The organism is Eubacterium sulci ATCC 35585, assembly GCA_001189495.1.
In the GTDB taxonomy this organism is placed as follows: domain Bacteria; phylum Bacillota; class Clostridia; order Peptostreptococcales; family Anaerovoracaceae; genus Eubacterium_B; species Eubacterium_B sulci.
This window is the reverse complement of record CP012068.1, coordinates 1694844-1720762: the sequence shown is the minus strand read 5'-3', so window position 1 is coordinate 1720762 and position 25919 is coordinate 1694844. Positions and strand designations below refer to the sequence as shown.

At 41.2% G+C, this 25919-nt stretch carries 26 protein-coding genes and 1 pseudogene; 19 read left to right on the top strand and 8 right to left on the bottom strand.

What is annotated here, in order from left to right; all coding sequences use genetic code 11:
- Positions 1-89 precede the first annotated feature (89 nt).
- Together ADJ67_08080 and ADJ67_08075 are read left to right on the top strand one after the other, a co-directional pair.
- The gene (locus ADJ67_08080) at positions 90-1739 is read left to right on the top strand and encodes a DNA methylase (protein ID AKT47579.1); all 1650 of its coding nucleotides are present in this window, start codon (positions 90-92) and stop codon (positions 1737-1739) included.
- A gap of 31 nt (positions 1740-1770) precedes the next feature.
- Positions 1771-2193, top strand: a complete 423-nt coding sequence (locus ADJ67_08075) for a hypothetical protein (protein ID AKT47578.1) — start codon at positions 1771-1773, stop codon at positions 2191-2193.
- 19 nt (positions 2194-2212) lie between these two features.
- Here ADJ67_08075 and ADJ67_08070 read toward each other — a convergent pair whose 3' ends face one another.
- Together ADJ67_08070 and ADJ67_08065 are read right to left on the bottom strand one after the other, a co-directional pair.
- Positions 2213-2668 (bottom strand): GNAT family acetyltransferase, encoded by a 456-nt coding sequence (locus ADJ67_08070; protein ID AKT47724.1) that lies wholly within the window; start codon positions 2666-2668, stop codon positions 2213-2215.
- A 69-nt stretch (positions 2669-2737) separates the two neighbouring features.
- Positions 2738-3232: a hypothetical protein gene (locus tag ADJ67_08065; GenBank protein ID AKT47577.1), complete on the bottom strand. Its 495-nt coding sequence runs from the start codon at positions 3230-3232 to the stop codon at positions 2738-2740.
- A gap of 262 nt (positions 3233-3494) precedes the next feature.
- On the opposite strand from ADJ67_08065, the gene ADJ67_08060 reads away from it, so the two are divergent.
- Positions 3495-4361 (top strand): hypothetical protein, encoded by an 867-nt coding sequence (locus tag ADJ67_08060; protein AKT47576.1) that lies wholly within the window; start codon positions 3495-3497, stop codon positions 4359-4361.
- Between the two features lie 72 nt (positions 4362-4433).
- The gene (locus ADJ67_08055; GenBank protein AKT47575.1) at positions 4434-4652 is read left to right on the top strand and encodes a cation-transporting ATPase; all 219 of its coding nucleotides are present in this window, start codon (positions 4434-4436) and stop codon (positions 4650-4652) included.
- Between the two features lie 382 nt (positions 4653-5034).
- Here the strand turns inward: ADJ67_08055 and ADJ67_08050 are convergent.
- The 4 genes and pseudogenes from ADJ67_08050 to ADJ67_08035 form a co-directional block, all read right to left on the bottom strand.
- Positions 5035-5280, bottom strand: a pseudogene (locus tag ADJ67_08050) (hypothetical protein).
- A gap of 212 nt (positions 5281-5492) precedes the next feature.
- Positions 5493-5732 carry a hypothetical protein gene (locus ADJ67_08045; protein AKT47574.1) on the bottom strand — a complete coding sequence of 80 codons (240 nt, stop codon included), beginning with the start codon at positions 5730-5732 and terminating at the stop codon, positions 5493-5495.
- Positions 5733-5818: 86 nt separating this feature from the next.
- Entirely contained in the window at positions 5819-6025 is a 207-nt protein-coding gene (locus ADJ67_08040) for a hypothetical protein (GenBank protein AKT47573.1), read from the bottom strand.
- A gap of 11 nt (positions 6026-6036) precedes the next feature.
- A complete protein-coding gene (locus ADJ67_08035) occupies positions 6037-6690 on the bottom strand; it encodes a hypothetical protein (protein ID AKT47572.1) in 654 nt (217 codons plus the stop codon).
- Between the two features lie 437 nt (positions 6691-7127).
- Here ADJ67_08035 and ADJ67_08030 point away from each other — a divergent pair, with 437 nt between their 5' ends.
- The 4 genes from ADJ67_08030 (at position 7128) to ADJ67_08015 (ending at position 13129) form a co-directional block, all read left to right on the top strand.
- Positions 7128-8906 (top strand): adenine deaminase, encoded by a 1779-nt coding sequence (locus ADJ67_08030; protein AKT47571.1) that lies wholly within the window; start codon positions 7128-7130, stop codon positions 8904-8906.
- 32 nt (positions 8907-8938) lie between these two features.
- On the top strand, positions 8939-10672 hold the full coding sequence (locus ADJ67_08025; protein AKT47570.1) for an adenine deaminase: 1734 nt from the start codon (positions 8939-8941) through the stop codon (positions 10670-10672).
- A 77-nt stretch (positions 10673-10749) separates the two neighbouring features.
- A complete protein-coding gene (locus ADJ67_08020) occupies positions 10750-12315 on the top strand; it encodes a xanthine/uracil/vitamin C permease (protein ID AKT47569.1) in 1566 nt (521 codons plus the stop codon).
- Between the two features lie 61 nt (positions 12316-12376).
- Entirely contained in the window at positions 12377-13129 is a 753-nt protein-coding gene (locus ADJ67_08015; GenBank protein ID AKT47723.1) for a phosphorylase, read from the top strand.
- A gap of 65 nt (positions 13130-13194) precedes the next feature.
- On the opposite strand, the gene ADJ67_08010 is transcribed toward ADJ67_08015, so the two are convergent.
- A complete protein-coding gene (locus ADJ67_08010) occupies positions 13195-14241 on the bottom strand; it encodes an AraC family transcriptional regulator (protein ID AKT47568.1) in 1047 nt (348 codons plus the stop codon).
- A gap of 269 nt (positions 14242-14510) precedes the next feature.
- Between ADJ67_08010 and ADJ67_08005 the strand changes: the two genes are divergently transcribed.
- Positions 14511-15413 (top strand): hypothetical protein, encoded by a 903-nt coding sequence (locus ADJ67_08005; GenBank protein AKT47567.1) that lies wholly within the window; start codon positions 14511-14513, stop codon positions 15411-15413.
- Between the two features lie 53 nt (positions 15414-15466).
- Here the strand turns inward: ADJ67_08005 and ADJ67_08000 are convergent, their stop codons facing one another.
- Positions 15467-16225 carry a thiamine biosynthesis protein ThiF gene (locus tag ADJ67_08000; GenBank protein ID AKT47566.1) on the bottom strand — a complete coding sequence of 253 codons (759 nt, stop codon included), beginning with the start codon at positions 16223-16225 and terminating at the stop codon, positions 15467-15469.
- A gap of 131 nt (positions 16226-16356) precedes the next feature.
- On the opposite strand from ADJ67_08000, the gene ADJ67_07995 reads away from it, so the two are divergent.
- The 10 genes from ADJ67_07995 to ADJ67_07950 all read left to right on the top strand — a co-directional run bounded on the left by ADJ67_07995 (position 16357) and on the right by ADJ67_07950 (position 25892).
- Entirely contained in the window at positions 16357-17502 is a 1146-nt protein-coding gene (locus ADJ67_07995) for a lactate dehydrogenase (GenBank protein AKT47565.1), read from the top strand.
- A gap of 397 nt (positions 17503-17899) precedes the next feature.
- The gene (locus ADJ67_07990; protein ID AKT47564.1) at positions 17900-19927 is read left to right on the top strand and encodes a hypothetical protein; all 2028 of its coding nucleotides are present in this window, start codon (positions 17900-17902) and stop codon (positions 19925-19927) included.
- Positions 19928-20185: 258 nt separating this feature from the next.
- Complete coding sequence (locus tag ADJ67_07985; protein ID AKT47563.1) at positions 20186-20614, top strand: 50S ribosomal protein L13; 429 nt, start codon at positions 20186-20188, stop codon at positions 20612-20614.
- A gap of 19 nt (positions 20615-20633) precedes the next feature.
- On the top strand, positions 20634-21029 hold the full coding sequence (locus ADJ67_07980) for a 30S ribosomal protein S9 (GenBank protein ID AKT47562.1): 396 nt from the start codon (positions 20634-20636) through the stop codon (positions 21027-21029).
- A 220-nt stretch (positions 21030-21249) separates the two neighbouring features.
- Positions 21250-22110: a methionine ABC transporter substrate-binding protein gene (locus ADJ67_07975; GenBank protein AKT47561.1), complete on the top strand. Its 861-nt coding sequence runs from the start codon at positions 21250-21252 to the stop codon at positions 22108-22110.
- A 68-nt stretch (positions 22111-22178) separates the two neighbouring features.
- Positions 22179-23219: an ABC transporter gene (locus ADJ67_07970; GenBank protein AKT47560.1), complete on the top strand. Its 1041-nt coding sequence runs from the start codon at positions 22179-22181 to the stop codon at positions 23217-23219.
- A gap of 64 nt (positions 23220-23283) precedes the next feature.
- Positions 23284-23919, top strand: coding sequence for a methionine ABC transporter permease (locus tag ADJ67_07965; protein AKT47722.1), 636 nt, complete (start codon positions 23284-23286; stop codon positions 23917-23919).
- 79 nt (positions 23920-23998) lie between these two features.
- On the top strand, positions 23999-24658 hold the full coding sequence (locus tag ADJ67_07960; GenBank protein ID AKT47559.1) for a hypothetical protein: 660 nt from the start codon (positions 23999-24001) through the stop codon (positions 24656-24658).
- A gap of 1 nt (position 24659) precedes the next feature.
- Entirely contained in the window at positions 24660-25298 is a 639-nt protein-coding gene (locus ADJ67_07955) for a flavin reductase (protein AKT47558.1), read from the top strand.
- Positions 25299-25316: 18 nt separating this feature from the next.
- Positions 25317-25892, top strand: coding sequence for a hypothetical protein (locus ADJ67_07950; protein ID AKT47557.1), 576 nt, complete (start codon positions 25317-25319; stop codon positions 25890-25892).
- Positions 25893-25919: the final 27 nt, after the last annotated feature.

Here is a 25919-nt window from a genome sequence, read left to right as displayed (position 1 = left end):
ATATGTAGAACATTTGTTCGTTGTGGACATCGCAGATAGGCGATGTTTATGATTGATATAACTGAGTTTGAGACAAACACCTAAGGAGGATGAGGATGAGCAAGACATATATTTCCATAGACCTAAAGTCATTCTATGCCTCCGTAGAATGCATGGAGAGAGGGCTAGATCCTCTTAATACCAACCTGGTAGTAGCTGATGCATCGCGCACCCAGAAGACTATTTGTCTTGCAGTGTCTCCCTCGCTTAAGGCCTACGGGATTCCAGGCAGAGCTAGACTTTTTGAGGTTGAACAGAAGGTCAAGGAGGCTAATGCGAGGAGGCAGACGAGGGCACCTAAGAATATCCTTGACGGCAAGTCTGTATTCGCTACTGAGCTAAACGAGAACCCCTGCCTTGCTATTGACTATATAGCGGCTAAACCTAGAATGGCTTTATACATGAGCAAAAGTACGCAGATTTACGATGTGTACCTTAGATTTATTGCTCCCGAGGATATCTATGCTTATTCAGTAGATGAGGTTTTCATTGATGCGAGTGGATATCTTAAGACCTATGGGTTAAACGCACATGATTTTGCAAGGCTTCTGGTTAGGGAGGTTTTTAAGGAGACTGGGATTACAGCAACTGCAGGCATAGGTCCTAATCTCTATCTGTGCAAGATAGCGATGGACATAGGAGCTAAGCATACAGAGGCAGATGCTGATAGTGTTAGAATTGCTGAACTAGACGAATACTCGTATAGGAGACTCCTTTGGGATCATAGGCCTATTACAGACTTTTGGAGAGTGGGCAGAGGCTATGCCAAGAAGCTCGCTAAGAAGAGCATATTTACTATGGGTGATATTGCAAGATGCTCACTAGGCACTAGCTCTGACTACTATAATGAGGATTTGCTTTATAAGATGTTCGGTGTCAACGCTGAGCTTTTGATTGACCATGCTTGGGGGTACGAGCCGTGTACTCTCGCCGAGGTTAAGTCCTATAGGCCGCAGCGTAAGAGTCTCGTTTCAGGACAGGTTTTACAGAATGCATATACCTATGAGAAGACTAGAATCGTAGTTAGAGAAATGATGGAGCTTCTAGCTCTTGATCTGGTAGATAAGGGACTTCTCACTAACCAGATAGTATTAACGGTAGGCTATGACATAGAGAATCTATCTGACCCTGAGAGACGAAAGGCTTATAAGGGTGAGATAACGGTGGATGGTTACGGAAGAGAGGTACCTAAGCATGCACACGGAACAGGTAATTTGCCATTCAGCACAGCATCTACTAAGCTCACAACAGACTGTGTTTTAGAAGTTTTTGATAGAGTTGTTGATGAGTCGCTTTTGACTAGGAGAATAAGCATAACGGCCAATAATCTTGTATTAGAGTCTGAGTACAAACGAGAGAGCGAAGTTGCTAGTGCAGAGCCTGAGCAGATAAGTATGTTTGATATGCTTGCAGGGGGAGGTGCGCCTCAAGAGAGAGAGCCTGCGTCCAGCAAAGACAATTCTTCATATTCGGAACGAGGAGAGGAAAAACCAAGGAATTCAGTGGTGGCTGAGTCTATTTCAGGCAGTGCAGCTAATGACAAAAGTGAAGATACACTAGAGAAGGAGAAGCAGGTTCAAGAGGCCATGCTCAAGATTAAGAAACGCTTCGGCAAGAACGCCATTCTAAAGGGCACCAATCTTCAGGAGGGCGCAACAGCAAAGGAACGTAACGCCCAAATTGGTGGGCACAAGGCTTAGAGTAGTCTAGATTTAAGAGGATAAGGAATTCATGGGTAAATACGACGATATAATAGATATGCCATACAAAAAGTCAACTAGGCATGCTCATATGTCAACGCATGATAGAGCAGCTCAGTTCGCACCATTTGCAGCTCTTACGGGTTACGGAGAGGCGGTTGAGGAGACAGCTAGATTTACTGATTCCAAAATTGAGCTTGCGGAGGATAAGATTGCCGAGATAAACGAAGTTCTCGCTGAACTAAAAATCGCCCTAGATAGGCCTTTGGACGAAGATGAGCTCCCAGAGGTTAAGCTTGACTATTTCGTCCAAGATAAGCTAAAACAGGGCGGTAAATACATAAGTTATAAAGGTGCTGTCTGTAAGATTGACGAGCATGAGAAAAAACTCAGGCTGAGTAAAGGCACTTGGATAAGGATAGAGGATATATTTGATATAAAGCTAAGGGAATAAGAGTATGGCAGTGATGTATTTATCTGTACTTCTTCATAATGTATTTCAATACCGGCATTTCGATTGTTTCATCAATTTCAAATCCAAGCCTATCATAAAGTTTCTTTGCTCTTTGATTAGAATTAAAAACCGTTAGAGAAATGCTTCGGATGTTCTTATCTCTAAAAATTAATTTAATAAATACTTTCATTGCCTCTGTACCAAGGCCAAATCCTGTTTTCCGGGGGTCTAAAATAAATCTTCCTATATGGATATTATCTTTGTCAATGCGAATTTCTTGTATCATTCCAATGAATTTGTTTTCATAAAAAATAGAAAATGTGTTTTCTAACTCTTTTATTTTGTCATAGTTCAATGGGTAAGAAATCATATGACCCATCCACTGTTCCTGAAATGATTTTCCTTTTGCATTTGACCATTCGCATAAAAGCAAAGCATTGAATTTATTTATCCCTTTTTCAAAGCGGATATACATATTAAACCCCATAACAGTTGTCTCAAAGTTTTAAATTTAATTTTAACTAATTGTATAAGTTCATGTCCCTTAACCAATATCTGTAATAATGGCTCTGCCATCTTCTGGTGGGAATAGCGCGCACAGCTTGTCAATGAGTACATCCAGTTCACCTAAATTTGTGCTTTTTAGTATAATAGTTCTGCCGTCCATCGCATTTATCTTATATCCGAAGTGTTTTCCAATAATAAATAGCGAGTGAACTAGTAGAGGCTCTATATCATATATCTCTGAGAATAGCATAGGGATTTCCTGATTTTTTCTTATTATGACGATACCGTTTTCGTGTAAATCAACCTGTGCCCAGATATTTTGATCCCACGGAAGCATAACCTTCTTTATTGTATTTGATGTAAATATGCGCTTACCGAGTTCACCTGTCTCGTTAATAACATTAGGGTCTATGTTAAACTGTATTAACTTAAGCCTGTAATGAGGTCCTCGTGGAGCGTTAAACTTCATATAGATGAAGAATAGCACAAGTGCTAAAAGTACAGCCAAAAAAATAAGTCTAGTTGTAATCATATTTAAAAATCTCCTTATGGGTAATTTTTGATGGTATATCTTTCAACATTATATCATCAAAAGCGTAAGAGTAAATTACTTTTATTTGCAAAGAGCAAGGGATTATGCTTAATTGTGCAAAAAGTGTGTAAATATAATATATATACTTTTAGTATAATATAATATAAATACGGCATATGCCAGCGATGTAAATGTCGAATTAGCTGGCACTTGAACATCGTAACTAAACGATGGGAATTGATCTGATGGAAAGGAGCCTATAATGGAGTACATGAGATTTTTTAGAGAAACGATTATGGAGAGACAGTCGTGCAGAAAGTTTTTGAATAAGGAGATTGAGATTGAGGAGCTAGTTGAGGTAAATCGTGTATATGATAACCTAGAGCGACTTGTTCCAGGTATTGAAACAGATATTAAGTTTACTGGTGCAGAGGCAGGCAAGAAGTTTGGAGATAGCGTAGGCTATAACGGATATTCAATAGAGGCACCTCAGTATATCATTTTGCTATCAGAGGTAAAAGAACACTATTTAGAGAACATTGCATATCTTGCTCAGGCAATGACGCTTAAGCTTACAGATCTCGGAATTGCTGCATGTTGGCTTACAGTGAATAATTCAGATAAAGTTAAGGCAGCAGCTGATCTAGATTCCAAACTAGAGGTTGCATGCGTTATCGGAATAGGATATCGCGACAAGGATACTAAGGAGACTAGACTTGATATTGTCAGTCCATCCAATGTTACAATGACTAAGACTGAGCTAAGAGCTGCTCCAAAGATTCATCTAGGATGCATGCTATTTGATAAGCAATACGGCAAGGCGTTCAATACAGATGAGCTATACACAGAGCTAGAAGATTCACTTCTTGCAATAAGCCATGCGCAGTCATTTTTCAACAGACAGCCATATAGAGTAATCGTTGGGGATAGCGAGATTTACCTAGTTGGAGTGCCTGATGAGATGACATGCGAAAACGACAGACATCTAAACTACGGTATTGCAATGTTTAACTTCGTTGCAGTAATTGGTTCGCTAAGAGCAGAGGCACCTAAGTGGAGCTTTGATGCACCTACAGTTGACCTAGCGCTTCCAGAAGATGTTTATTATGTAGGAAAGTGCAGAATTTAGTGAAGATACCATTAGGAAGCTAACGATTTTTAGTATATTCGAATAGCAAGAAATTTGTGGGAGGAAGTGCAAATGAAAGTAACTTTGAAAGTAGAAGGAATGTCATGTAGCATGTGTGAGGCACATATATGTGAAACTATTAGAAAGGTAGTTCCAGATGCAAAGAAGGTGAAGGCATCAAAGCGTAAAGGGACGGCGACCTTTGTAACGGATGACAGTCTGAACGAAGGTAATTTGGCCAAGGCTATCGAGGAAACCGGTTACACATGTACAGGCATGGATGTCGAGTAGACATCTAACAGTAAATATAAATATCGTTATAGATAAAGCCTACTACAGCTGAAAGGTTGCAGTAGGCTTTTTATTGAAGTGTTTAAATAGGTTTGATATTCTGTATATGAATATATTAAAAAGACTAAAACTAAATGTACCATTTTTGTCACATTGAAAGAATTAAATTTAAAATAGATTTGTTAGACCTGTGGATTTTTGAGAAAGAAAAGACACGAGTTCGATAATGGGGAATTTTGAGCCAAAGAAATTAGACCTAATAAGAATTTGGGAAATACTAGAGAAACTTAAGATTTCTTATTGCTGTGTTAACATTTTTGTTCTTATCATCAGACCCTGTTCCGCCGGTTGCTCCTGGAGTAGATCTAACGATAACCGGCTGTGTGTCATCATTAAAGAGATAATCGTTATTCTCTCTGATGGTTTTTAGCTGCTCATCAAGACCGACAATGCTGTCGCCATTAAGCTTAAGCCCTGCCTCATCAAGTAGTGCTCTTACTGCTTTGCTGTTCTTTGCACCTGTAGTTCTAAGCGCTCCGTCAAGAGCATATCCGAATTGCAGCCTTTCGATTTCGGCTTTGTTATTTGACTCTGCCTCGGCAGCTGCATCCTTGTACTTTTGCACTTCACCTTTAAGGAGATTTTCAATAACTTCTCTTTTCATGATGCTTTCCTTTCTCGGTACGCTTTTATACGAGGTTGCTTCTCCTCCGTGTACATGATTACGCCCTGTACTAAGCTAATTTTTTGTATAACAAAAGACAGCTATATAGCTGCCTTAAGTATCGTTATTTGTTTACTAAAAAACACACCCTGCCCGAGTGTGTTTATATCATAAATTTATTCGAAATATGGGCTAATATCAAAGTCGGATTCTATACATACTTCATCAAGGAAGAATGAATTCTTCAGAACCACCTTCCCTCTTTCATGTATCATAATACTGAATTTTGATTCATCTACATCTACCAACTCTTCTACAAACGTTAGCCCCGGAATATTTTTAAGTAATAATTGTCTTTGTTTTATGTATATTTCTTCGTCGGGGTGCCTACACACACCATATTCAAAAGCCTTCATACCTTTAATCCACTTTGAAAAATTTATCTACTAAGAGTTCAAATACTATCCTGAAATAATCATCCCTTGGCATTGTATGCTCATTTCTAATTCATATAGTAAATATTGTCATATATTTCCTGGAGCTTTTTACCCTCGTCATTATAAAATTCTAACTTATCATCAAAACCCACTTCAATTATTTTTTCATTTAGTGCGTCTAGAATATTCGCGTCGCTATTCAAAAAGTCAACATCAAAATATTTTTGTAGATACTTAAAATCTTCTGCTTTATATTTCCAAACACTTTCCATACATTTGTCTCCTATCTTTTAACGAGTTTTCTTGGGTTGCATTGAATCAATGTTTTTGTATCCGGATTAATTGCTATATTGCATTTATCATTTTTCAAAAGAATGCTACGTTCTCCCGCTTTGTTTACTTGTTCTTTTCCTACTCTTCCCGTTTTCAAACAATCAAGTAAATCTTCTATAGAAACGTCGGGTCTATTATATTTTCGGTTTAGTGCCGAATACCCAATCACTCTACTGACAAAATGAGATGTATATCCTTCTATCTGCAACCCCAACGGAGTGGGCACCCCCACCAAATTATTTTGCACTGCTCTACTATATGCATCATACACTTTATAACTTAGTAATGGGCTTATTTCTCCTTTACTTACTAAAAATCTATAATTTATTAAATTCTTATAGGCAGGAGAATTATTATATTTTGCAGCATAGTATTTGTCAAGCACTTTTAATTCGCTGCTTTCAGCTCCGATTGATTTTAACCAATCTATATGGTGCTTAATTGCTACATTCCTTGCTCCTTGTGCAGCACTTCTATCAAATCCTACAATCTTACCGGATGCATCCTTTATGGCATGAACTTGAGATCTAGTCGTATCAACGCGCCTATCAGTAGCTTTGCAGAAATGTTTTAGCTCTGCTTCCTTACGCTTTAAATTAACCACAGAGCTCTCCATCTCGTATTTTAGGCTCTGCCTTAAGGTATTGTCTTTTGTGTAGATAGTGAGGAATATGAAAAGCAACTGACATTTGAATAAACTGATAAACTTAAAGATAAGTGCAAAATAGTATTGGTGAGACTAGGTTTTTTAACAATCTACAAGGGCCACAAAATATGTGGCTCTTTTTGTGTCATGGATTCAGAGCGGCAAGGGGGTGACCGTATAGATTTAAGATATTTTTTATGCATTTTTTTGAAAGATTATGATAAAAATAAAACACGAACGTTTTTTGTTGCATGCGCATATAATGTTATGGGAATAACCACTTTTGATGTATATGCGACTAAGTTATTAGGTAAAATTACGTCTTAGTGTGTTGACGGTATTTTTAGCAGTATAGTATTGTTAACTTATCGAAGAAGATGAAAGGAAGTTGATTTATGGAAATGACAATTGAAAGACTTAAGGAGAGAGTTAAGGCTGGCAGAGGACTTGTACCTGCACATAAGGTTATCAAGGGCGGAATGCTAGTAAATGTAATGTCTGCAGAGGTTTATCCTGCTGATGTTGCTATATATAATGAAATGATTGCTGCTGTAGGAGATGTTAGCGACTACATTGGCGAGGATACAGAAATTATCGATGCTAAGGGACGCTACCTAGTTCCTGGAATGATTGACGGGCACATCCACAGCGAGTGTAGTAAGCTAAGTATCACAAGCTATGCTAAGGCTGTAGTTCCAAGGGGTACAACAAGCATGGTTTCAGGTCTTGATGAATATATATCCGTTTCAGGACTTGAGGGACTTCGTGAGATTTTTGAGGAAGTGAAGCAGAGCCCGCTTAAGGTTTTCTGGGGCGCTCCTTTTAAGACTCCATACACTATTCCTGAATCAACTGTTGCATATAACTTTACTAAGGAAACTCATGAAGAAGTTCAGAAGTGGGACGAGTGCTACGGCGTTTGGGAGACCGTTCGTGAATTTGTTCAGGAAGAAGATGAGAACACTCTAGGCGCAATTGCTACAGCGTATAACAATAGGCTTCCAGTATTCGGATGTGCGCCTATGGCTCGCGGAAACGACCTAAATGGATATCTTTGCGGAGGAGTTAGACTCGACCACGAAAGCTACGACCACGAAGAGGTTGTAGAGAAGATGCGTAAGGGCATGCATATGCTGATTAGAGAGTCTTCAGTAACTCACTTCCTTGAGGAAAATATCAAGGCAGTTACAGAGGTTAATCCTTACTTTGCTAGAAGAGTCAGCTTCTGTACAGATGATGTTACAGCAACTGACGTTTTGAACAAAGGTCACCTAGACAATGTCGTTAGACTTGCTATGAAGGCTGGAGTTGATGCTATGACAGCTATTCAGATGGCGACAATAAACAGCGCTGAAGCTTATCACATCGACCACCTTGTTGGCTCAATTTGTCCAGGAAGAATCGCAGATATTCTCTTTGTTGGATCACTAGATGACTTTGATGTAGATGAAGTTATGACAAACGGAAAGATGGTTGCTAAGGGTCACAAGCTAAGCTACGATCTAAAGGCTCCAGAGAGAAGCTCAGTTCTAAAGGGCAAGCTAAAGTGTGATTTGACAACAAAGGCTGATTTTGAATTCAAGGCTCCTATAGAAGAAGGCAAGGTAAAGGTGCTTTCTATGGACGTTAAGGGTCCTTTTGTAAGAAAGAGAAGAGATGTAGTTCTTGAGGTTAAGGACGGAATTGTTCAGCCAGATGCAGGTCAAGATGTGGTAATGGTATCAGTTCTTGAGCGCTTTGGCAGAAATGGAAATAAGTCACTTGCATTTGCTTCAGGATGGAAGCTTAAGAAGGGTGCTATGGCATCATCTGCTGCTCCAGATGACAATAATCTAGTGGTTATGGGTGCTAGTGCAGAGGATATGTCAATTGCTGCTAACTATTTGATTGAGCAGGGTGGCGGACAGGTCGTTGTTTGCGACGGAGAAATAATGGAATTCCTGCCACTTCCAGTTGGCGGAATCGTTACAGATCTTGAACCTGAAGAGGTTGCAGCTCGTGAAAAACTCATTGATAAGGCGGCTAGAGACCTAGGTTCTGACTTGCCAGACCCAATGATGTACATGTTCTTCCTTCCAATCACTGCAATTCCTGACTATGCGATAACAGATGCAGGTCCTGTGGATTACGTTAATTTGACAACCTTTGATCCAATTATCGAAGTGGTTAAGTAAGAAAATCAAAGTGCAAACGAAAGGCATATAAAATGACAAAAGAAAGTCTAAAGAATTTGATAGATGTAGCAGCTGGAAGAATTCCAGCGGACACCTTAATCAAAAATTGTAAGATAGTAAATGTTTTCTCAGGAGAAATTACTGAAGGAAATATCGCGCTGACAGATGGTATGATTGCGGGAATCGGTGATTACGAGGCGAAAAATATTGTAGATGCAGAGGGTGCATATGCTGCTCCAGGCTTTATTGATAGCCACATTCACATCGAATCATCCTATCTTTCACCAGAGGAGCTCGGCAAGCTTTTAGTTCCACACGGGGGAACGACAATAATCGCTGATCCTCACGAAATCGTAAATGTATGTGGACTAACAGGTCTAAGCTACATGATAGATGCAGCAAAGAATACGAAGCTTGATGTTAAGTACATGCTTCCTTCTTGCGTGCCAGCGACTGTTTTTGAGCATTCAGGCGCAGTTATCGATGCAGAGAAGATGAAGGAATTCATAGATAACGAGGCAATCCTTGGTATCGGTGAGTTCATGGATTTCCCTGGCGTAATCGGTGCTCTAGATGGAGATCTAGACAAGCTTATGCTATCAAAGGAAACCGGAAAACCAGTTGACGGTCACGCACCAGGCGTTTCAGGAAAGGCGCTAAATGCCTATTCTTCAACAAGAATTGTCGCAGATCACGAGTGTGCTTCAATAGAGGATATGCAAAACAAGATCGCTTGCGGAATGTACGTAATGCTCAGGGAGGGCTCTGCGTGCAAGGATCTTCAGAGACTGATAAAAGGGGTTACATCATATAATGCAAGGCGCTGCATCCTTTGTTCGGATGACAGGCAGCCTAAGACTATCCTCAAAGAAGGACATCTCGACAATCATCTGCGCATGTGCGTAGCTGAAGGACTAGATCCAATCGAAGTTCTCAGAATGGCGACAATAAACGCTTGTGAATGCTTTGGAATCAAAGATAGAGGAGCTATAGCTCCAGGCTACAGAGCCGATATTGTTTTGTTTGACAATCTAAAGGATTTCAATGTTGGCAAGGTTTGGGTAGAGGGTGAGCTTTGCGCGGATAATGGAGATTATTTACCAGAGATGAAGAAGCACTCCATAGACTCTGTAAAGGGCAGCGTACACCTAGCTGATTTTTCAAAGGATAAGCTCAAGATGAAGCTCAAGAGCAACAAGGTTAATGTAATTGAGATTCTTCCCGGTGGCGTAGTAACAAAGAAGGCTACAGCTGTCGTAAATGTAGATAAGGACGGCGACTTCATCAGAAATCCAGAGGTTGATATCGTAAAGGTCAGCGTTGCAGAAAGACATCACGCTCTCGGAAACGTTGCAAATGGCTTCCTCGCAGGATACGGAATCAAGCACGGAGCAATTGCAGTAACAATCGCTCACGATTCACACAATATAATCGCTGTTGGAGCAAGTGATGAAGATATGGAATTTGCAATCAATGCACTGGCAGAGCAGGAAGGCGGAATCGTTCTCGTCAAGGACGGTAAAGTCATAGAGAGCATGCCGATGCCGATTGCAGGACTTATGAGCGATCAAAGCGGTGAATGGGTCGATGAAAAGCTTTCAGCTATACATAAGCTCGCTCACGAGGAGCTTGGAGTCAATGAAAGCGTTGAGCCAGTCATGACTTTGACCTTCATGTCGCTTGCAGTAATTCCAGAGATAAAGCTCACAGATATGGGGCTGTTTGATGTAACAAAGTTCGAATTCATTGAGCTTGAGGCAGAATAATCAAAACGGAGGCAATAGCTCCACAAACAATCAGCATCGCGATATGCGATTAACAAAATGTCATAATGGAGAATAAAATGAACGACAAGAAAACTTTAGTACCATGGTTTAAAAGAGGAGATATCGGTGGAGTTACATACCTCGTAACAAATAACATCGTTAACTATCTTATTGTAATTGCAACGCTGTCAGGCGTTCTTAAATGGCCTGACAAAATTGTCTTTGGCGCGGTAATTCCTGGAATGTCTGTAGGTCTTATGCTAGGATGCCTATACTATGCTTTTATGGGACGCAGGCTATCAAAAAAGGAAGGCAGAGCCGATGTAACCGCTCTTCCTTCAGGTGTCTCAACACCTGCCATGTTCGTATTCCTATACGGCGTAATCATGCCACTTCACTTTGCACTCGGAAAACCTGAACTGGCTTGGTCAGCAGGTGTTGCAGCTTGTTTCATCGGCGGATTTGTTGAATTCTGCGGAGGTATCATCGGGCCTTGGCTAAAGAAGAGAATTCCAAGAGCTGCTCTACTTGGAACGGTTGCTGGTATCGGATTTATCTGGATGGCAACTCAGGGTGTGTTCGATATCCTCGGAGATCCAATGATTGGCCTTCCAGTTCTATTTGTAGCAATCCTTGGTCTATTCGGTGGCTATATGTTTCCAAAGCAGATTCCACCACTAGTCATCGCTATCGTGGGAGGAATAGTTTATGCGCTATGTCTTGGCCGTATACAGCCTGACTTCAGTGGTATCGGATTCTACATTCCAAATCCAGTAAACAGCATTGAGCACCTTATCGATGGATTTGCTATCGTAGCTCCTTACCTAACAATTATCATTCCAGTTGAAATTTATAACTTTATTGAAACACTAGATAATGTTGAAGCTTCAAATGCGGCAGGTGACAACTACAATGTTCGTGAAGCACAGTTTGCGGATGGAATTTGTACAATGCTCTCCGCACTTTGTGGTGGTGTTATCCCTAACACTGTATGGCTTGGTCATGCAGGACTTAAGAAGTCTGAGGCTGGCATCGGATACTCTTTGATTTCGGGAATTGTGCTTGGACTTTCTGGTATATTTGGACTATTCACCTTCCTCAACAGCGTTGTGCCACCAGCAGTTTGTGCAATCACCTTCCTATGGTGTGCAGTTGTAATGGTAGCTCAGGCATTTAAGGATAACGATAGAAAGCACTATGCGGCAATTGCCGTTGCAATGGTTCCTCCAGTAGCTGATTATCTTTACACTCAGGTTACAGGCGCTTTGAACCTTGCAAATTTGCAGACTGCAGTTCAAAACTCAGGACTAAACGAGTACGCAGCTGATGTTACACAGATGATAAAGGATGCTGGTGTAATGTGGAACGGTGTTCCAGCAACAAAATCAGGTGCCATAATAATTGGTATCTTGCTTGGAACCATGGTGACATTCGTCATAGATAAGAGATTAGATAAGGTTGGAATAACAGCATTAATGGGATATATTCTCTCTTGCTTTGGATTCATCCACAGCGCTTCGCTCGGATTTTATCCACTTTCACCTTTTGCAATAGGATATTTGATAATCGCAGTTTTATCTTTCATATTCCATGCAGGAAGAAATACATGGTTCAAGGGTCCTGATGATTTCGACTATGTATAAAGTCTAAAGATTGGAGTTTTATATGCCTAAAGAGGTAAAGAGGCCAGGCGAAAGCGCTTTGATGAAAGTAGCGCTTGTAGAATTCGATGATAATCAAAATGCGGTGATAATGCCTAGGCATGAGAAACTTGACATCGAGCTTCCTAAAAAACTTGTGTATGTATTTCTTGACGAGTGTATAGATAGATATGCTAATAAAATAGGTGCAAAGTGCGTTGCAAAGTATGATTCGCTAACAAAGAAATATCCCGTATACGTCACGGAGATTAGGGGCGAGAAAATTGCTTTCTGCCAAGCTCCGGTCGGTGCTCCTGCGGCCACAATGGTCATGGACTGGCTTATAGGCTACGGCTCTCAAACCATATTGGCTTCGGGTTGCTGTGGAGCGCTTGAGGATATAGACGAAAATGTTTTCCTGGTTCCATCAAAGGCGTTAAGGGATGAAGGAACATCATTTCACTATGCTCCTCCATCGCGATTTATCGAGCTTGATGATAAAATGAGAAACCTCATTAAAGAGGGTATGGAAAGACGTAACATAAACTATCGCGAGTGTATCACTTGGAGTACGGATGCTTTTTATCGAGAGACGCCTGCAAAGATCAAAGCGAGAAAAGCAGAGGGATGCTCTGTGGTGGATATGGAGTGCTCCGCACTTGCAGCCTGTGCAAAGTTCAGAGATGCAGATTATGGTCAGATAATATTTACGGCCGATTCGCTAGTTAATCTTGATAGTTATGATGTTAGAGGTTGGGGGAAGGACTCTTTTGTAAAGGCACTTGAGCTTTGTCTTGATTTGATAAGAGATTTTTAGGCTAACAAAATAAATTTAAAAAATCCACGGTTTATTCCGTGGATTTTTGTATGTCATTTATCTCTTTATATCAAACCCATCAAATGCTGCATAATTATGCTCACAACAGTGATTGCAGCCCAACAGCAGGCTCCGAGGATCAAAGGTTTTCCACCAGTCTTTACTAACTTTACGATGTTGCTATTAAGACCTATAGCCGCCATCGCCATTACAATGAAGAATTTACTTAGGGTTTTAAGCGGTGTGAAGAAGCCTGCACTTACGCCTAGATTTACAGCAATTGTGGTTACAACTGATGCGAGGACGAAGTAGAGGATGAACATTGGAAATGCTCGCTTTATGCTAAAGCTTGATTGTTTCTGCGAGCTATCAGCACCTGCCTGCTCTTTCTTTGCTCTATAGATTGCTAGAATCAAAGTGATAGGGATGATTGCTAGAGTTCTAGTCAGTTTAACTGTTACCGCCTTGTCTAGAGTCTGTGTGCCTAGATTCCACATACTGTCCCAGGTTGCAGCAGCTGCCGTTACTGAAGATGTGTCGTTTACTGCTGTTCCAGCAAAGATTCCAAAGGCGTCGCCTGACAGAGTATCAAAACCGAGTGCTTTACCGAGGATTGGAAATATTATAGCCGCTAGCACATTAAAGAAGAATATTACGGATATGGATTGCGCGACCTCTTCATCGTTTGCATCTATCACAGGTGCAGTGGCTGCTATAGCAGAGCCTCCGCATATCGATGAACCGACGCCTATGAGCACGGATGTGTTTTTGTGAATAGATAGGGCCTTATGAAGAAAAAAGGCAGTCACTAGCGATGTAGAAATCGTGCAGACTATTATAGGCAGCGACTGCTTTCCTGTTTGCATTATGACATTTAGATTAAGGCCGAAGCCGAGCAGAACGACTGCTAGCTGAAGTACAAACTTTGATGTGAACTTAATGCCTAGTGCAGCCTTGCCTTTTTCCTTCCAAAATGTTGCTATGACCATGCCAATCAAAATAGAAAAGATGGCGCCTCCGACTACGGGCACGAACTTGCCGAGCAGGTATGACGGAATTGCTATGGCTAGGCAGATTAATATGCCTGGCAACTTCTTATGTAATGATTCCATATTTCCTCCGAATCTTTAAAAACAAAATACAATTCCATTTTATATTAGTGAAAACAAAAAGTAAAATGCGTATTTAGGCGAGTTCGTTTTGACGAACCGAAGGCAACTCATAAAAATATCAATTTGACAATTTTGGTTCACTGAGGTTATAATACTAATGTTTGTTTTAACCTTTTTGGTGTATAATGACAAAGATATCATCTTATGATAAGATGATTTTACAGATATTATGAAGAGGAAAGTTTAGTAAATTTTACGAAAGACGAAAGATGATATACCCATATAAGACAAGAAAAGGCGGAGCAACGATAACGGTCTTCACGCCTTACGACTGTGGAAATCATTGCCCATTTTGTATTAACAAAGGAGAATACGCAGATACTACAGGCTTTGATGTAAATAAAATAGTAGAATCACTCAAGTTGATGAACGAAATCACCCCCAAATGCGACATCGTGTTTACAGGAGGGGAGCCTTTCGCTGATAGAGAGGCGCTTCAGACATTGCTCGATGCGGTTCCTAATACACATAGAGTATTCATAAACAGCACCCTGCCGGTTTTCGAGGGTCAGACTGAAGAGGACATAATTGCCTTCACTGAACATAACAAGGATAAGATTACTTGTATTAACGTTTCAAGACATTTGAGACACTATGTTACTGAGTCGAGCGACGAGCTTCTTTCTAAGCTTGCAGTCCCAACAAGGGTAAACTGCGTACTCTACGATGATTATCCAGCTGACAAGCTCGAGGACTATGTAGAGCGCTGGCTAAAGTACGGCATACCTGTCCAGTTCCGTTATGACTATACTGAGACAACGCTAGACAATCTCTACGATACGGAGAGCGATCCAATCATCGCTGACCTTGAGAAGTTCTCGGAGTACAAGGGGCTAGACGGATGCAGAATGCGCTGCGGATTCCACTATGAGTACAAGGGCCTTGAGCTCACATACCATAAGACGCTTCCATATAGCACAATCCTTGAGAAGGACGAGGAGGATGGCAAGACATACGCTATACTCTACGATCTGATCATCAAGCAGAACGGTGATATCCACTCGGATTGGGACGATAGAGTCATGGATTACAACCTTGATATCGAGGCATACAGAAATGTTAAGTATGAGCCATACGATATGCGCGTAATCGAAGGCGACATAAAGCTATAGAAATAGTAAGAAACCCCTTATCGGAATGATAAGGGGTTTTGTGGTTTTTAGGTTTATCTAAGGTCTTCTGTTAGATCAAAGGCAACTTGAGATGCTATTATCAGCCCAGCAGCTGAAGGTACAAAAGCTGTTGAGCCAGGAACTGACTTAGCTCTAGTCTGACCTGCTGCTGCGACCTGTGAACTAGTCATTATTTTTTGACCATCTTCATCAAAGTCCATAGGTTTTATAGGCTCCTCCGTCGAATAAACAACCTTGAGCTTTTTGATTCCACGTTTTTTTAGCTCCTTGCGCATCACCTTTGCGAGTGGATCCATCTCAGTTTTATAGATATCTGTTACTACAAGCTTTGTTGGATCAAAACGATTTCCGCAGCCCATGGCTGAAATAATGGGAACTCCGTGCTCATGCGCCTTCTCTATCAAATCAAGCTTTGCTGAAACAGTATCTATCGCATCGACTATATAGTCAAAGCTTGCAAAATCAAACTCATAGTCTGAATCCGGAAGATAGAATACATTGTGCTTATTTACTATTATTTCGGGGTTTATATCCTTTGCTCTCGCTTCGGCTACATCGACTTTATTCTCGCCGATGCTGCTGTGAGTTGCGATGATCTGGCGGTTCAGATTGCTGAGCGCTACAGTGTCATTATCCACGATATCTATACAGCCTATGCCTGAGCGAACAAGTGATTCCATGACATAGCCGCCGACACCTCCAACACCGAAGATTGCAACTCTGCTGGAAGAAAGCCTTTCGATAAATTCCCTGCCCAATATTCTTTCTGTACGTGAAAACTGTGTTTCCATAGTAATCTCCATTCTTTGATTGTATAAAAAAGTTAGCACTATTTCGCTTTGATGTCAAATGTGTATATTTTGATGGGCGGAGGTGATATAATATATTTATAAATTAATGAGTTAGGCAGTAGGAGGTTGTTATGCCACAGGTAACATCGTTAAACATTGAAAAGGACCCGGAAACAAGGCCCTATGTAGCTTGGGATTTAGTAGAGAATTTTATGATTGATGCGTTCAAGGCAGTTGGTGTGCCAGAGGAGGACGCTAGGATATGCGCAGATGTACTTCTTGAGAGTGATAGGCGCGGAATCGAAAGCCACGGATGCAATAGATTTAAGCCTATTTACATAGACAGAATCAATGCGGGTATTCAGAAACCTGTAACAGAGTATGAGGTGATCAAAGACACTCCAACGACTTTGGTTGTAGATGCTCACGATGGTATGGGCATGGTTGCTTCTTACAAGGCGATGAAGTCTATAATCGAAAAGGCTAAGACCTACGGCATGGGTATGGCGGCTATCAGAAACTCCACACACTATGGAATTTCAGGATATTGGACAGGTATGGCTGCTGATGAGGGAATGATTGGTATCTCGGGAACAAATGCTAGACCTTCTATTGCGCCTACATTTGGTGTAGAGAATATGCTTGGAACAAATCCTTTGACATTCTCACTACCTACAGACGAGGGATTCCCATTCTGTATTGACTGTGCAACTTCAATCACTCAGAGAGGTAAGATTGAGTATTTTGCACGCTGCGGCATGGATACGCCAGCTGGTATGGTTATCGGAAGAAACGGTGAGGCTATGACAGATAGCGAGGATATTCTAGAAGCTTTGACTAGCGGAAGAGCTGCACTTGCACCTCTTGGAGGAATAGGCGAGGAGCTTGCTGGATACAAGGGATATAGCTATGCGACTGTTGTCGAGGTTCTATCAGCTGCGCTTCAGGGAGGACACTTCCTAAAGGCGCTATCTGGTTTTGATGCAGATGGAAAACGCAGGCCTTATGGACTTGGTCACTTCTTCATGGTTATCAATCCTGATTTCTTCGTTGGCGAAAAGGAATTTCGCAAGACTTGTGGAGATATCTTAAGAGAGCTGAGAGCATCAGAGAAGGCTCCTGGACACGACAGAATCTACACTGCCGGCGAGAAAGCATATATGACTTCCGTATTTCGCAAGGACAAGGGAGTGCCTATCGGAGAGGCTGTTCAGAAGGAGTTTATCGAAGTTAGAGATAAATACAACTTGGATTACAAGTTCCCATTTGAGAAATAGAGCCTATCAAAGGCTTTACAAAAAAACCAAAAGGCCTCGGTCACCCGAAGCCCTTTGGCGCGATGTTATTATTAAGAAAGAACGTTCAAAAGAAACTGTTATTGGCGTATGCTCTTTTGACAATTATGAGTATACACGTCTTATGTGATAATTTTGTTAAGGTTTCTTATCACTATTGTGCATAGTTGTGGTTGAAACTGTCAAAGTTATGTATATTTATAGATGGTCAGTCAGGCATCAGGATTGAAAAATAAGTTGCGAGCGTCTTTGGGGAAATCTTCGATTTGATTGACCGGGGAAGAATCAAGTGATAATATGATATCGTAAAATAAGTGTAACGAAGAGGAGTAGTGCCCGTGGTGCTGCTCCTTTTTTCGTACCCAAAAAGGAGGTAATTTTGATAAGAACAAGGGTAAAGAGATTAAGAAGTTTGGTGATTGCAGTGCTGGTGATGTCAATTTTGATGGTTCAGCTAGCATTTTCACCTATTGCAAGTGCACAGACTGATGTGACAAGGAAATCTGGGAGCAACGAGTATCTGATTTCTACAGATAATGGGGCGTGGATAGGGCATGCTGCTCACGATTTTGTAAACGGTAATAATGAAGCTGTTTATTGCGTTCAGCCGTCGGTTCCATCAAAGGATTCTGTGAAGAATGTCGAGGATGCTCTAAACTACTTGCCACAGGATGTGATAACAAGGATTGCACTGGGGCTAGAGAGTATAAGAGGAGCAAGCATTGACGATTACACTAAGTCGGCTCTGCTTCAGGCATGGGTCTGGATGAATGTCAATGGTCACAAGGGATGTTTTACTGATAATAGAGTAGATGAAATGTACTCTATGAGAGGGGCTAGCCGCGAGACTCAGAGAGCTGTAATAGCAGAGGCAAGAAGGTATGCTGATGAAAATGCGGGAAGCTTTATTGGGAAAGGGCTATATTACAAAGGACCTAGCGCTGAGCAGTCGCAGGTTTTGTTTACGCTAAACGCACTTGAAGGAACTGCAGAGCTAAAGAAAGAAACTGGCGGAAGATCAAAGCTTTTCAGTGCATGTCCGAAGGTATATAGCCTTGCTGGGGCGATTTATCATGTGGTTGATTCTAGTGGAAAGCTTGTTGCAGAGCTAGTGACTGACGAAAACGGTAATACCGATACTAAGGCGCTCAAGCCTGGCAAGTACAAGGCTAGGGAGATTAGTGCACCTAATAATATGGACCTAGATCCTAATGAATACGAATTTGAGGTTAAGGCAAATGAGAACTTTGTCATTCGTTCAAATGACGAGCCACTTGCTGCAGAGCTTGATGTTTTGATCCAAAAGAAGTCCGCGGCTGGAAACCTTGATAAGTCACTTTCGCTAGCTGGCGCTGAATTTACTGTTGAGTATTTCGCTAGTCTAGAGGAGTCTAGTGAAGTAGAAAGGACATGGATATTTACTACAGATGAAGAAGGAAAGGTGAGGCTAGATGCTTCATATTTAAAGGATGGAAGTGATGAACTTTATACTAATGATGACGGCAAGGCTTTGCTACCTATAGGAACCTATAGAATTAGAGAAACCAAGGCTCCAAAGGGATTCTGGATTAATGGAGAAGTTAAGGTGGTTAAGCTAAAGCCTGTTAAAGATGAGAATGGAAAGCTATCTATCAGTGAGTATGAAGTTCCTAGCTTTGATGAGAAAGAGCAGACCGTCAGAGTTAGAGTTAGAAAATTTGGGGAAAGCGAAAATAAGGCTCTTGCTGGAGCTCATTTTGAACTAAAGAGAATTGCTGATGCAGACGGAAAATCGCTTAAGCAAGGAGAAGAAATACGTGTAGAAAAGATTGTTACAGATGAGAATGGAGTCGCAGAAAAGGGTGGTCTTCTTCCGGGAATTTACGAACTAAAGGAAACGAAATCTCCAGATGGTTACGCCCTTAGCAAGGAAGCATACAGAATTGAGGCTATGGGAGCTGAAGACGATACCATAGTTACTAGAGATGACGGCGAAAAGGAATTTTTATATGAATCGCAAATAGGCAATGCGTTGATAAAGCTTGAAATATCAAAGCTAACATTAAGCGATGGTAAGAAGCATTCTCTAAGCGGAGCAGAACTTTTGCTCAAGGATTCCAATGGGAAAATTGTAGATAGATGGATCAGTGATGGAAATCCACATAGAATTGAAGGAATAAAGGAGGGAAAGTACACTGTTGTTGAGGAGAGAGCGCCTCAGGGCTATGAAAAACTTCAAGATCCGGTAGAAATAAATGTTGAAAATACTGCAGAGCTTCAGCATTTTGAAATCAGAAATGAAAAAACTCCAGATAGACCAAATACGGGTGACGTTTCTAACATAGGAGGATACGCTCTCAGTTTTATTTCAGCATTTATACTGTTTTGGATTTTGACAGGATTCGCAGGCAAAAGGGACAGGCTATAATTATGAAGATAGACCAATTAAGTAGTGCTCTTAATGTAAGTATTATAGAGCATGTGCAAAAACAGTACTTGCAATTAATTTGAGGCTGAGATATAATATTCGTGCTTGTATTTTAAGCACGGTGGGCAGGATGTTAAGCGTCCGTCACTCACCACCTAAAGTTATTTTAGTAATGTCGAACAACTTGCAGAGCAAGCTAGTAGGCACAGCCGAAACAGATTTGTTGTGCAAATCCCAGTAGGTGGAAAAGGAGAAGGTATGAAGTCATACATTGCAAAGCCAGCAGAAGTAGAACGTAAATGGTACGTTGTAGATGCTGAAGGTAAGACTCTCGGAAGACTAGCATCAGAAGTTGCTATGGTACTGAGAGGAAAGAGAAAGCCAACTTACACACCACACGTTGACTGCGGTGACTACGTTATCGTAATCAATGCTGAGAAGGTAGAAGTTACTGGCAAGAAGAGAAAAGAGAAGATCTACAAGAGACACACAGGATATCCTGGTGGACTTCGTGAGGTCACATTTGAGAAGCTACAGGCACGTAAGCCAGAGGAAATCATCAGACATGCAGTTAAGGGCATGCTTCCAGATGGAAGACTTGGCAGACAGATGTTCAAGAAGCTAAAGGTTTATGCAGGACCTCAGCATGAACATGCAGCACAGAAGCCTGAAGAGTTGAATTTCTAAGGGAAGGGAGGAATAAACAATGGCAAAAATGCAGTACCTAGGAACAGGTAGAAGAAAAGCTTCAGTAGCTAGAGTTAGATTGATTCCCGGAACAGGAAAGATAACAATCAATAAGAGAACCCTAGATGAGTTCTTTGGCATGGAGATGGTTAAGAGAGAAATCGAAAGACCATTTGCAGTTGCAGGATGCGAAGGCAAGTACGATGTTGTCGCAACAGTTAGAGGTGGCGGCTTCACAGGACAGGCTGGCGCTCTTAGACACGGAATCTCAAGAGCTCTTTGTCAGGCAGACAAGGAAGCTTACAGACCCGCACTTAAGGCAGCTGGATTCTTGACAAGAGACCCAAGAATGAAGGAAAGAAAGAAGTATGGACTAAAGAAGGCAAGAAGAGCTTCACAGTTCAGCAAGAGATAATATATCTTATGTCTTTCAAAAGCTTACAAAACCCCAAGACTTATGTTTTGGGGTTTTTTCGTGCAAAATTTGCTCAAGGTGTAGAATGGCTTACTTTAAGTTATAATCCCAGCCTATATCTAAATATAAAAGTATAGTATTATACTAAATCTATTTTTAGTGATAATATTGGATTATCGAAAACAGAAAAACAAAATTTCAGATATAGGGGGAAATAATAATGAAGAAAATAAAGGCATTAATTTTGATCGGTGTGCTATCAATTACAGCAGTAGCACTTGTAGCTTGCGGAAGCAAGAAGGATAACGTAGTTACAATCGCAGTTCCTAATGACACAACAAACGAAGCGAGAGCGCTTTTGCTCTTACAGTCAAAGGGTTACATCAAGCTTAAGGATGGAGCTGGACTAGATGCAACTATCAGAGACATTGAAGACAAGAATGGAATCGAGTTCAAAGAAGTTGAAGCAGCTCAGGTTCCAAACACACTTAAGGATGTTGACTTTGCAGTTATCAACTCAAACTTTGCTATCGATGCTGGTCTAAATCCAGTTAAGGATTCTCTAATCATCGAGGACAACAGCGCAAAGTATGCAAACATCGTTGCAGTAAAAGAAGGACAGGAGAATACAGATAAGATTAAGGCTCTTGTTGCATCACTAGAGAGCAAGCAGGTTGCTGATTATATTAAGAAGAAATACAACGGTGGTGTTGTAAGCGTAGTAGAAAATCCTGGCGATGGATACGACAAGTCAGTTGATTACGATGCACTAAAGGGAACAACAATCACTGTTGCAGCATCACCTACACCGCACGCAGACGTACTAAAGGTTGCTAAGGAAATCCTAGCAAAGAAGGGCATCACTCTAGATATCAAGGAATTCACTGACTATGTTCAGCCAAACAAGGTTGTTGATAGCGGAGAAGTCGATGCAAACTACTTCCAGCACCTTCCATACCTAGAAGCTTTCAATAAGGAAAATGGAACAAAGGTTGTATCTGTTGGAGCAATCCACAATGAGCCAATGGGTCTATACGCTGGTAAGACAAAGTCACTAGATTCACTAAAGAAGCTAAAATAATCGAAGCTATGCGTGAATATGAAGTCGAGTAGTTAATATAATATGATTTTAATAGAGCGAGCAAATGAATGATTGAATTAAAGAATATATCAAAAACATTTGAGACAAAAGACGGAAAAGTAGAAGCACTAAAGGATATCGCCATCAAAATTAATGATGGCGATATTTATGGCATTATAGGAATGAGCGGAGCCGGAAAGAGTACGCTGGTGCGCTGTATCAATCTACTTGAAGTTCCAACATCAGGAGCTGTCCTAGTGGATGGCCAAGACCTGACTAAATTTACACCTAGGGAGCTTAGAGCGGCTAGGAAGAGAATCACGATGATCTTCCAGAGCTTTAATCTTTTGATGCAGAAAACATGTCTGCAAAATATATGCTTTCCACTATTGACGAGCAGGGTTAAGCGAAAAGTAGCGATAAAGAGGGGTAGAGAGCTGCTCAAGCTTGTAGGGCTTGCGGATAAAGAAAATGCTTACCCTGCTCAGCTTTCTGGTGGACAAAAACAGAGAATTGCAATAGCGAGGGCTCTTGCAACAGATCCTAAGGTATTGCTTTGCGATGAGGCGACAAGTGCGCTTGATCCAAAGACAACAAATCAGATTCTTGATTTGCTATCCAAGATTAACAGGGAACTTGGAATCACTGTAGTCATTATTACACATCAGATGTCTGTAGTCGAAAGAATTTGTAACAAAGTTACAATCCTAGATAATGGGCGCATAGCAGAGAGCGGTAGCGTTACAGAAATCTTTGCAAAGCCTGAATCCGAGGCGGGTAAGAGACTTGTATTTCCTGATAAGGCTGAACAGGGGCTAGCCACATATAGGGATGACAGGTCTGTTATATCCGTTTCATTTAATGACTCTGAGACAACGGAGTCGCCACTTATTGCTGACCTTGCGATTACGCTTGGTATTCCTGCAAGCATTCTCTATGCGTCGACAAGATCCCTAAATGGGAAGGCGTTTGGCAAGATGCTTTTAGGCGTAAAAAAAGAAGGGGATAATGTAGATAGAGTTCTCGAATTCTTAAACGAGCACGATGGTGTACTAGCTGAATTAGAGGATGTAAGCAAGCTAAGAAAGGAGGTGGACTCTGATGAGTGATTTAATTAACAGCATGGTTGCAGATGGGAAACTTCAAGAAGCACTAGAAATCATCAGGGATGAAATGCCTCTTGCCATTTGGGAAAGCTTTTACATGACAGTTATCGCAACGGCTGCAGCTATCGCAATAGGCTTACCACTAGGCATCATTCTGGTTACGGGTGAGAAGGATGGCATCATGCCGATTCCTACGATTCTGTACAAGGGCATAAATGCTTTGATAAACCTTTTGAGATCCGTACCATTTCTCATTTTGATTATCATGGTAACTCCAATTACAAGGTTCATAGTCGATACCGTAGTTGGTACAGGAGCTTCGGTTGTACCGCTTGTCGTTGCATCGTTTCCATTTGTAGCAAGACTTGTTGAAACTAGTATCAGAGAAGTGGATTCCAACGTTATTGAGGCTGCAGTTAGCATGGGTGCAACTCCAATGCAAATCGTAAAGAGGGTTCTAATCCCAGAGAGTCTTCCTTCACTGATTTCAAACTTTACAATTGCAATCACGACAATCCTAGGATACTCAGCAATGAGTGCAATACTCGGCGGAGGTGGTCTTGGTAAAATCGCAATCAACTATGGTTACTATAGACGTAAGACACTGGTTATGATCGTTGCAGTGGCACTTATTGTACTAATGGTTCAGCTATTTCAGACGATAGGGTCAAAGCTTGCTTCAATGTGCGACAAGAGATTATAACTTTGATGTAAAATAAAAACAAAATTAGTAAATATATGTGTTACAATGTTATCGATATAAAATTTTTAGGAGTGGCTGAATGAACTTCGAGTTTACATTTATAGAGATAATGGATATGATAGGTACAATTGCCTTTGCACTTTCAGGTGCTGCTGTTGCGGCGCGTAAGGGCATGGACATATTCGGTATCAATATCCTTGCACTAGTAACAGCAACTGGCGGGGGAGTTATACGCGATGTTATCGTAGGTATGAATCCTCCTCTTTCATTTCAAAATCCAATATATTTGGTTGCGTCGCTAGTTACTGCAAATATAGCTTTCATCATCATGAGTTTGAGAAAGGGAAAGACTGAGGACCACTTTGTGGTAGTACCTGAGAGGGCGCTATTCTGGTTTGATACAGTAGGTCTTGCCGCTTTTACTGTCGATGGTGCGATTGTGGGATATAGTTCACAAGAGGTAGCACATCTATTTTTGATAGTATTCCTTGGCGTTGTTACAGGTGTTGGTGGAGGCGTTCTAAGAGATATGATGGCTTGCGAAATGCCTTATGTATTCGTAAAGCACGTATACGCTTTTGCGTCAGTTCTTGGAGGAATCCTGACGGGATCGCTTTTGATTATGGATTTGACGAGCAAGAACATGGCGATAGCTGCTGGTTTTGCTCTTACAATTTTGATTAGAGTTCTCGCTGCACATTTCAGATGGAATTTGCCGCGTATTGAAGAAAGGGAATAATATGGCTAAAGTTTCACTAAAACCTGGAACTATGTTGAATCCACTTCCGGCAGTCATGGTTAGCTGTTCAGACGGAAAAGTTGATAATGTACTGACAATTGCCTGGACAGGCATCATTAATTCAGACCCGCCAATTACCTATGTTTCAGTAAGAAAATCGAGGTATTCACACCAGCTGATAGAAAAATCAGGAGAATTTGTTATAAATCTCGTAAACGAGGATCTCGCACGTTCAGCTGACTATTGCGGAGTGAGAAGTGGCCGAAATGAGGATAAGTTTGCTAAATGCAATCTAACAAAGAGTCCTGCTGACCATGTTAAGGCACCACTGATTGAAGAGTCTCCAGTCAACCTAGAGTGCAAGGTGCTCGAGGTTAAAGAGTATCCGACCCACGATATGTTTATCGCAGAAATTGTTGCGGTACATGCAAATGAGGAGCTTTTCGATGAGGACAACAAAATTCGCCTAGATCTTGCAAATATGGTAGCCTTTAACCACGGAGAATACTTTGGGATAAAGAGAAAACCTCTAGGAAGATTTGGCTTCTCGGTTATGAAAAAGAGCACCAAGAAGCGCTTAAATCGAGAGGCAAAGGAAAAACGCCAAAAGAGAAATGAGGGTAGAAAGCGCAAGGGTTAGACCCATCGCCTATTTACTATGGACATAGTCGTTATAAGAAGTGATAGAAGAAGCTTTGCAATAGAAATCGGCATGGACAAAAAAATCAAGGTCAGAGTCCCAAGGCGAGCGAGTAAAGCTCAGATTGAAGAAATGCTAAAGGCAAAGCATGACTGGATACTGAAAACTCTCGATAAAATAGAGCAAAGAAATACGGCTGAAGCTCGCGAGTATGAAGAGGCTGAACAGTTAAGCTCAGGAGAGGTAAAAAGGCTAAAGAAAAAGGCGAGAAATCATCTAACCAGCTTGACTGAATATTGGGCTGAGAAAATAGGGGTAAGCTATGGGCGTATTTCTATCAGAGGCCAAAAGACAAGATGGGGAAGCTGTTCATCAAAGGGAAACCTAAACTACAATTATCTACTCATGCTCTGTCCGGATGAGGTTGCTGAGTATGTAGTAATCCACGAGCTTTGTCATAGGGTGTACATGAATCACTCTAAGAGGTTTTGGGAAAAGATAGAGGAGTTTTGCCCAAATTATAGGCAGGCGCGAAAATGGCTTAAACAAAACGGAAACAGCCTTATAGCAAGACTTCCGCAAGGAGAAATTTAAAAGCACTGAATCAAATGATTTCAGTGC

What these genes read in the sequence shown, in the direction of transcription:
- ADJ67_08080 (AKT47579.1), top strand. Translation starts at nt 90, where the DNA reads ATGAGGATGAGCAAGACATATATTTCCATAGACCTAAAGTCATTCTAT.
- ADJ67_08075 (AKT47578.1), top strand. Translation starts at nt 1,771, where the DNA reads ATGGGTAAATACGACGATATAATAGATATGCCATACAAAAAGTCAACT.
- ADJ67_08070 (AKT47724.1), bottom strand. Translation starts at nt 2,668, where the DNA reads ATGTATATCCGCTTTGAAAAAGGGATAAATAAATTCAATGCTTTGCTT.
- ADJ67_08065 (AKT47577.1), bottom strand. Translation starts at nt 3,232, where the DNA reads ATGATTACAACTAGACTTATTTTTTTGGCTGTACTTTTAGCACTTGTG.
- ADJ67_08060 (AKT47576.1), top strand. Translation starts at nt 3,495, where the DNA reads ATGGAGTACATGAGATTTTTTAGAGAAACGATTATGGAGAGACAGTCG.
- ADJ67_08055 (AKT47575.1), top strand. Translation starts at nt 4,434, where the DNA reads ATGAAAGTAACTTTGAAAGTAGAAGGAATGTCATGTAGCATGTGTGAG.
- ADJ67_08045 (AKT47574.1), bottom strand. Translation starts at nt 5,732, where the DNA reads ATGAAGGCTTTTGAATATGGTGTGTGTAGGCACCCCGACGAAGAAATA.
- ADJ67_08040 (AKT47573.1), bottom strand. Translation starts at nt 6,025, where the DNA reads ATGGAAAGTGTTTGGAAATATAAAGCAGAAGATTTTAAGTATCTACAA.
- ADJ67_08030 (AKT47571.1), top strand. Translation starts at nt 7,128, where the DNA reads ATGGAAATGACAATTGAAAGACTTAAGGAGAGAGTTAAGGCTGGCAGA.
- ADJ67_08025 (AKT47570.1), top strand. Translation starts at nt 8,939, where the DNA reads ATGACAAAAGAAAGTCTAAAGAATTTGATAGATGTAGCAGCTGGAAGA.
- ADJ67_08020 (AKT47569.1), top strand. Translation starts at nt 10,750, where the DNA reads ATGAACGACAAGAAAACTTTAGTACCATGGTTTAAAAGAGGAGATATC.
- ADJ67_08015 (AKT47723.1), top strand. Translation starts at nt 12,377, where the DNA reads ATGAAAGTAGCGCTTGTAGAATTCGATGATAATCAAAATGCGGTGATA.
- ADJ67_08010 (AKT47568.1), bottom strand. Translation starts at nt 14,241, where the DNA reads ATGGAATCATTACATAAGAAGTTGCCAGGCATATTAATCTGCCTAGCC.
- ADJ67_08005 (AKT47567.1), top strand. Translation starts at nt 14,511, where the DNA reads ATGATATACCCATATAAGACAAGAAAAGGCGGAGCAACGATAACGGTC.
- ADJ67_08000 (AKT47566.1), bottom strand. Translation starts at nt 16,225, where the DNA reads ATGGAAACACAGTTTTCACGTACAGAAAGAATATTGGGCAGGGAATTT.
- ADJ67_07995 (AKT47565.1), top strand. Translation starts at nt 16,357, where the DNA reads ATGCCACAGGTAACATCGTTAAACATTGAAAAGGACCCGGAAACAAGG.
- ADJ67_07985 (AKT47563.1), top strand. Translation starts at nt 20,186, where the DNA reads ATGAAGTCATACATTGCAAAGCCAGCAGAAGTAGAACGTAAATGGTAC.
- ADJ67_07980 (AKT47562.1), top strand. Translation starts at nt 20,634, where the DNA reads ATGGCAAAAATGCAGTACCTAGGAACAGGTAGAAGAAAAGCTTCAGTA.
- ADJ67_07975 (AKT47561.1), top strand. Translation starts at nt 21,250, where the DNA reads ATGAAGAAAATAAAGGCATTAATTTTGATCGGTGTGCTATCAATTACA.
- ADJ67_07970 (AKT47560.1), top strand. Translation starts at nt 22,179, where the DNA reads ATGATTGAATTAAAGAATATATCAAAAACATTTGAGACAAAAGACGGA.
- ADJ67_07965 (AKT47722.1), top strand. Translation starts at nt 23,284, where the DNA reads ATGCCTCTTGCCATTTGGGAAAGCTTTTACATGACAGTTATCGCAACG.
- ADJ67_07960 (AKT47559.1), top strand. Translation starts at nt 23,999, where the DNA reads ATGAACTTCGAGTTTACATTTATAGAGATAATGGATATGATAGGTACA.
- ADJ67_07955 (AKT47558.1), top strand. Translation starts at nt 24,660, where the DNA reads ATGGCTAAAGTTTCACTAAAACCTGGAACTATGTTGAATCCACTTCCG.
- ADJ67_07950 (AKT47557.1), top strand. Translation starts at nt 25,317, where the DNA reads ATGGACATAGTCGTTATAAGAAGTGATAGAAGAAGCTTTGCAATAGAA.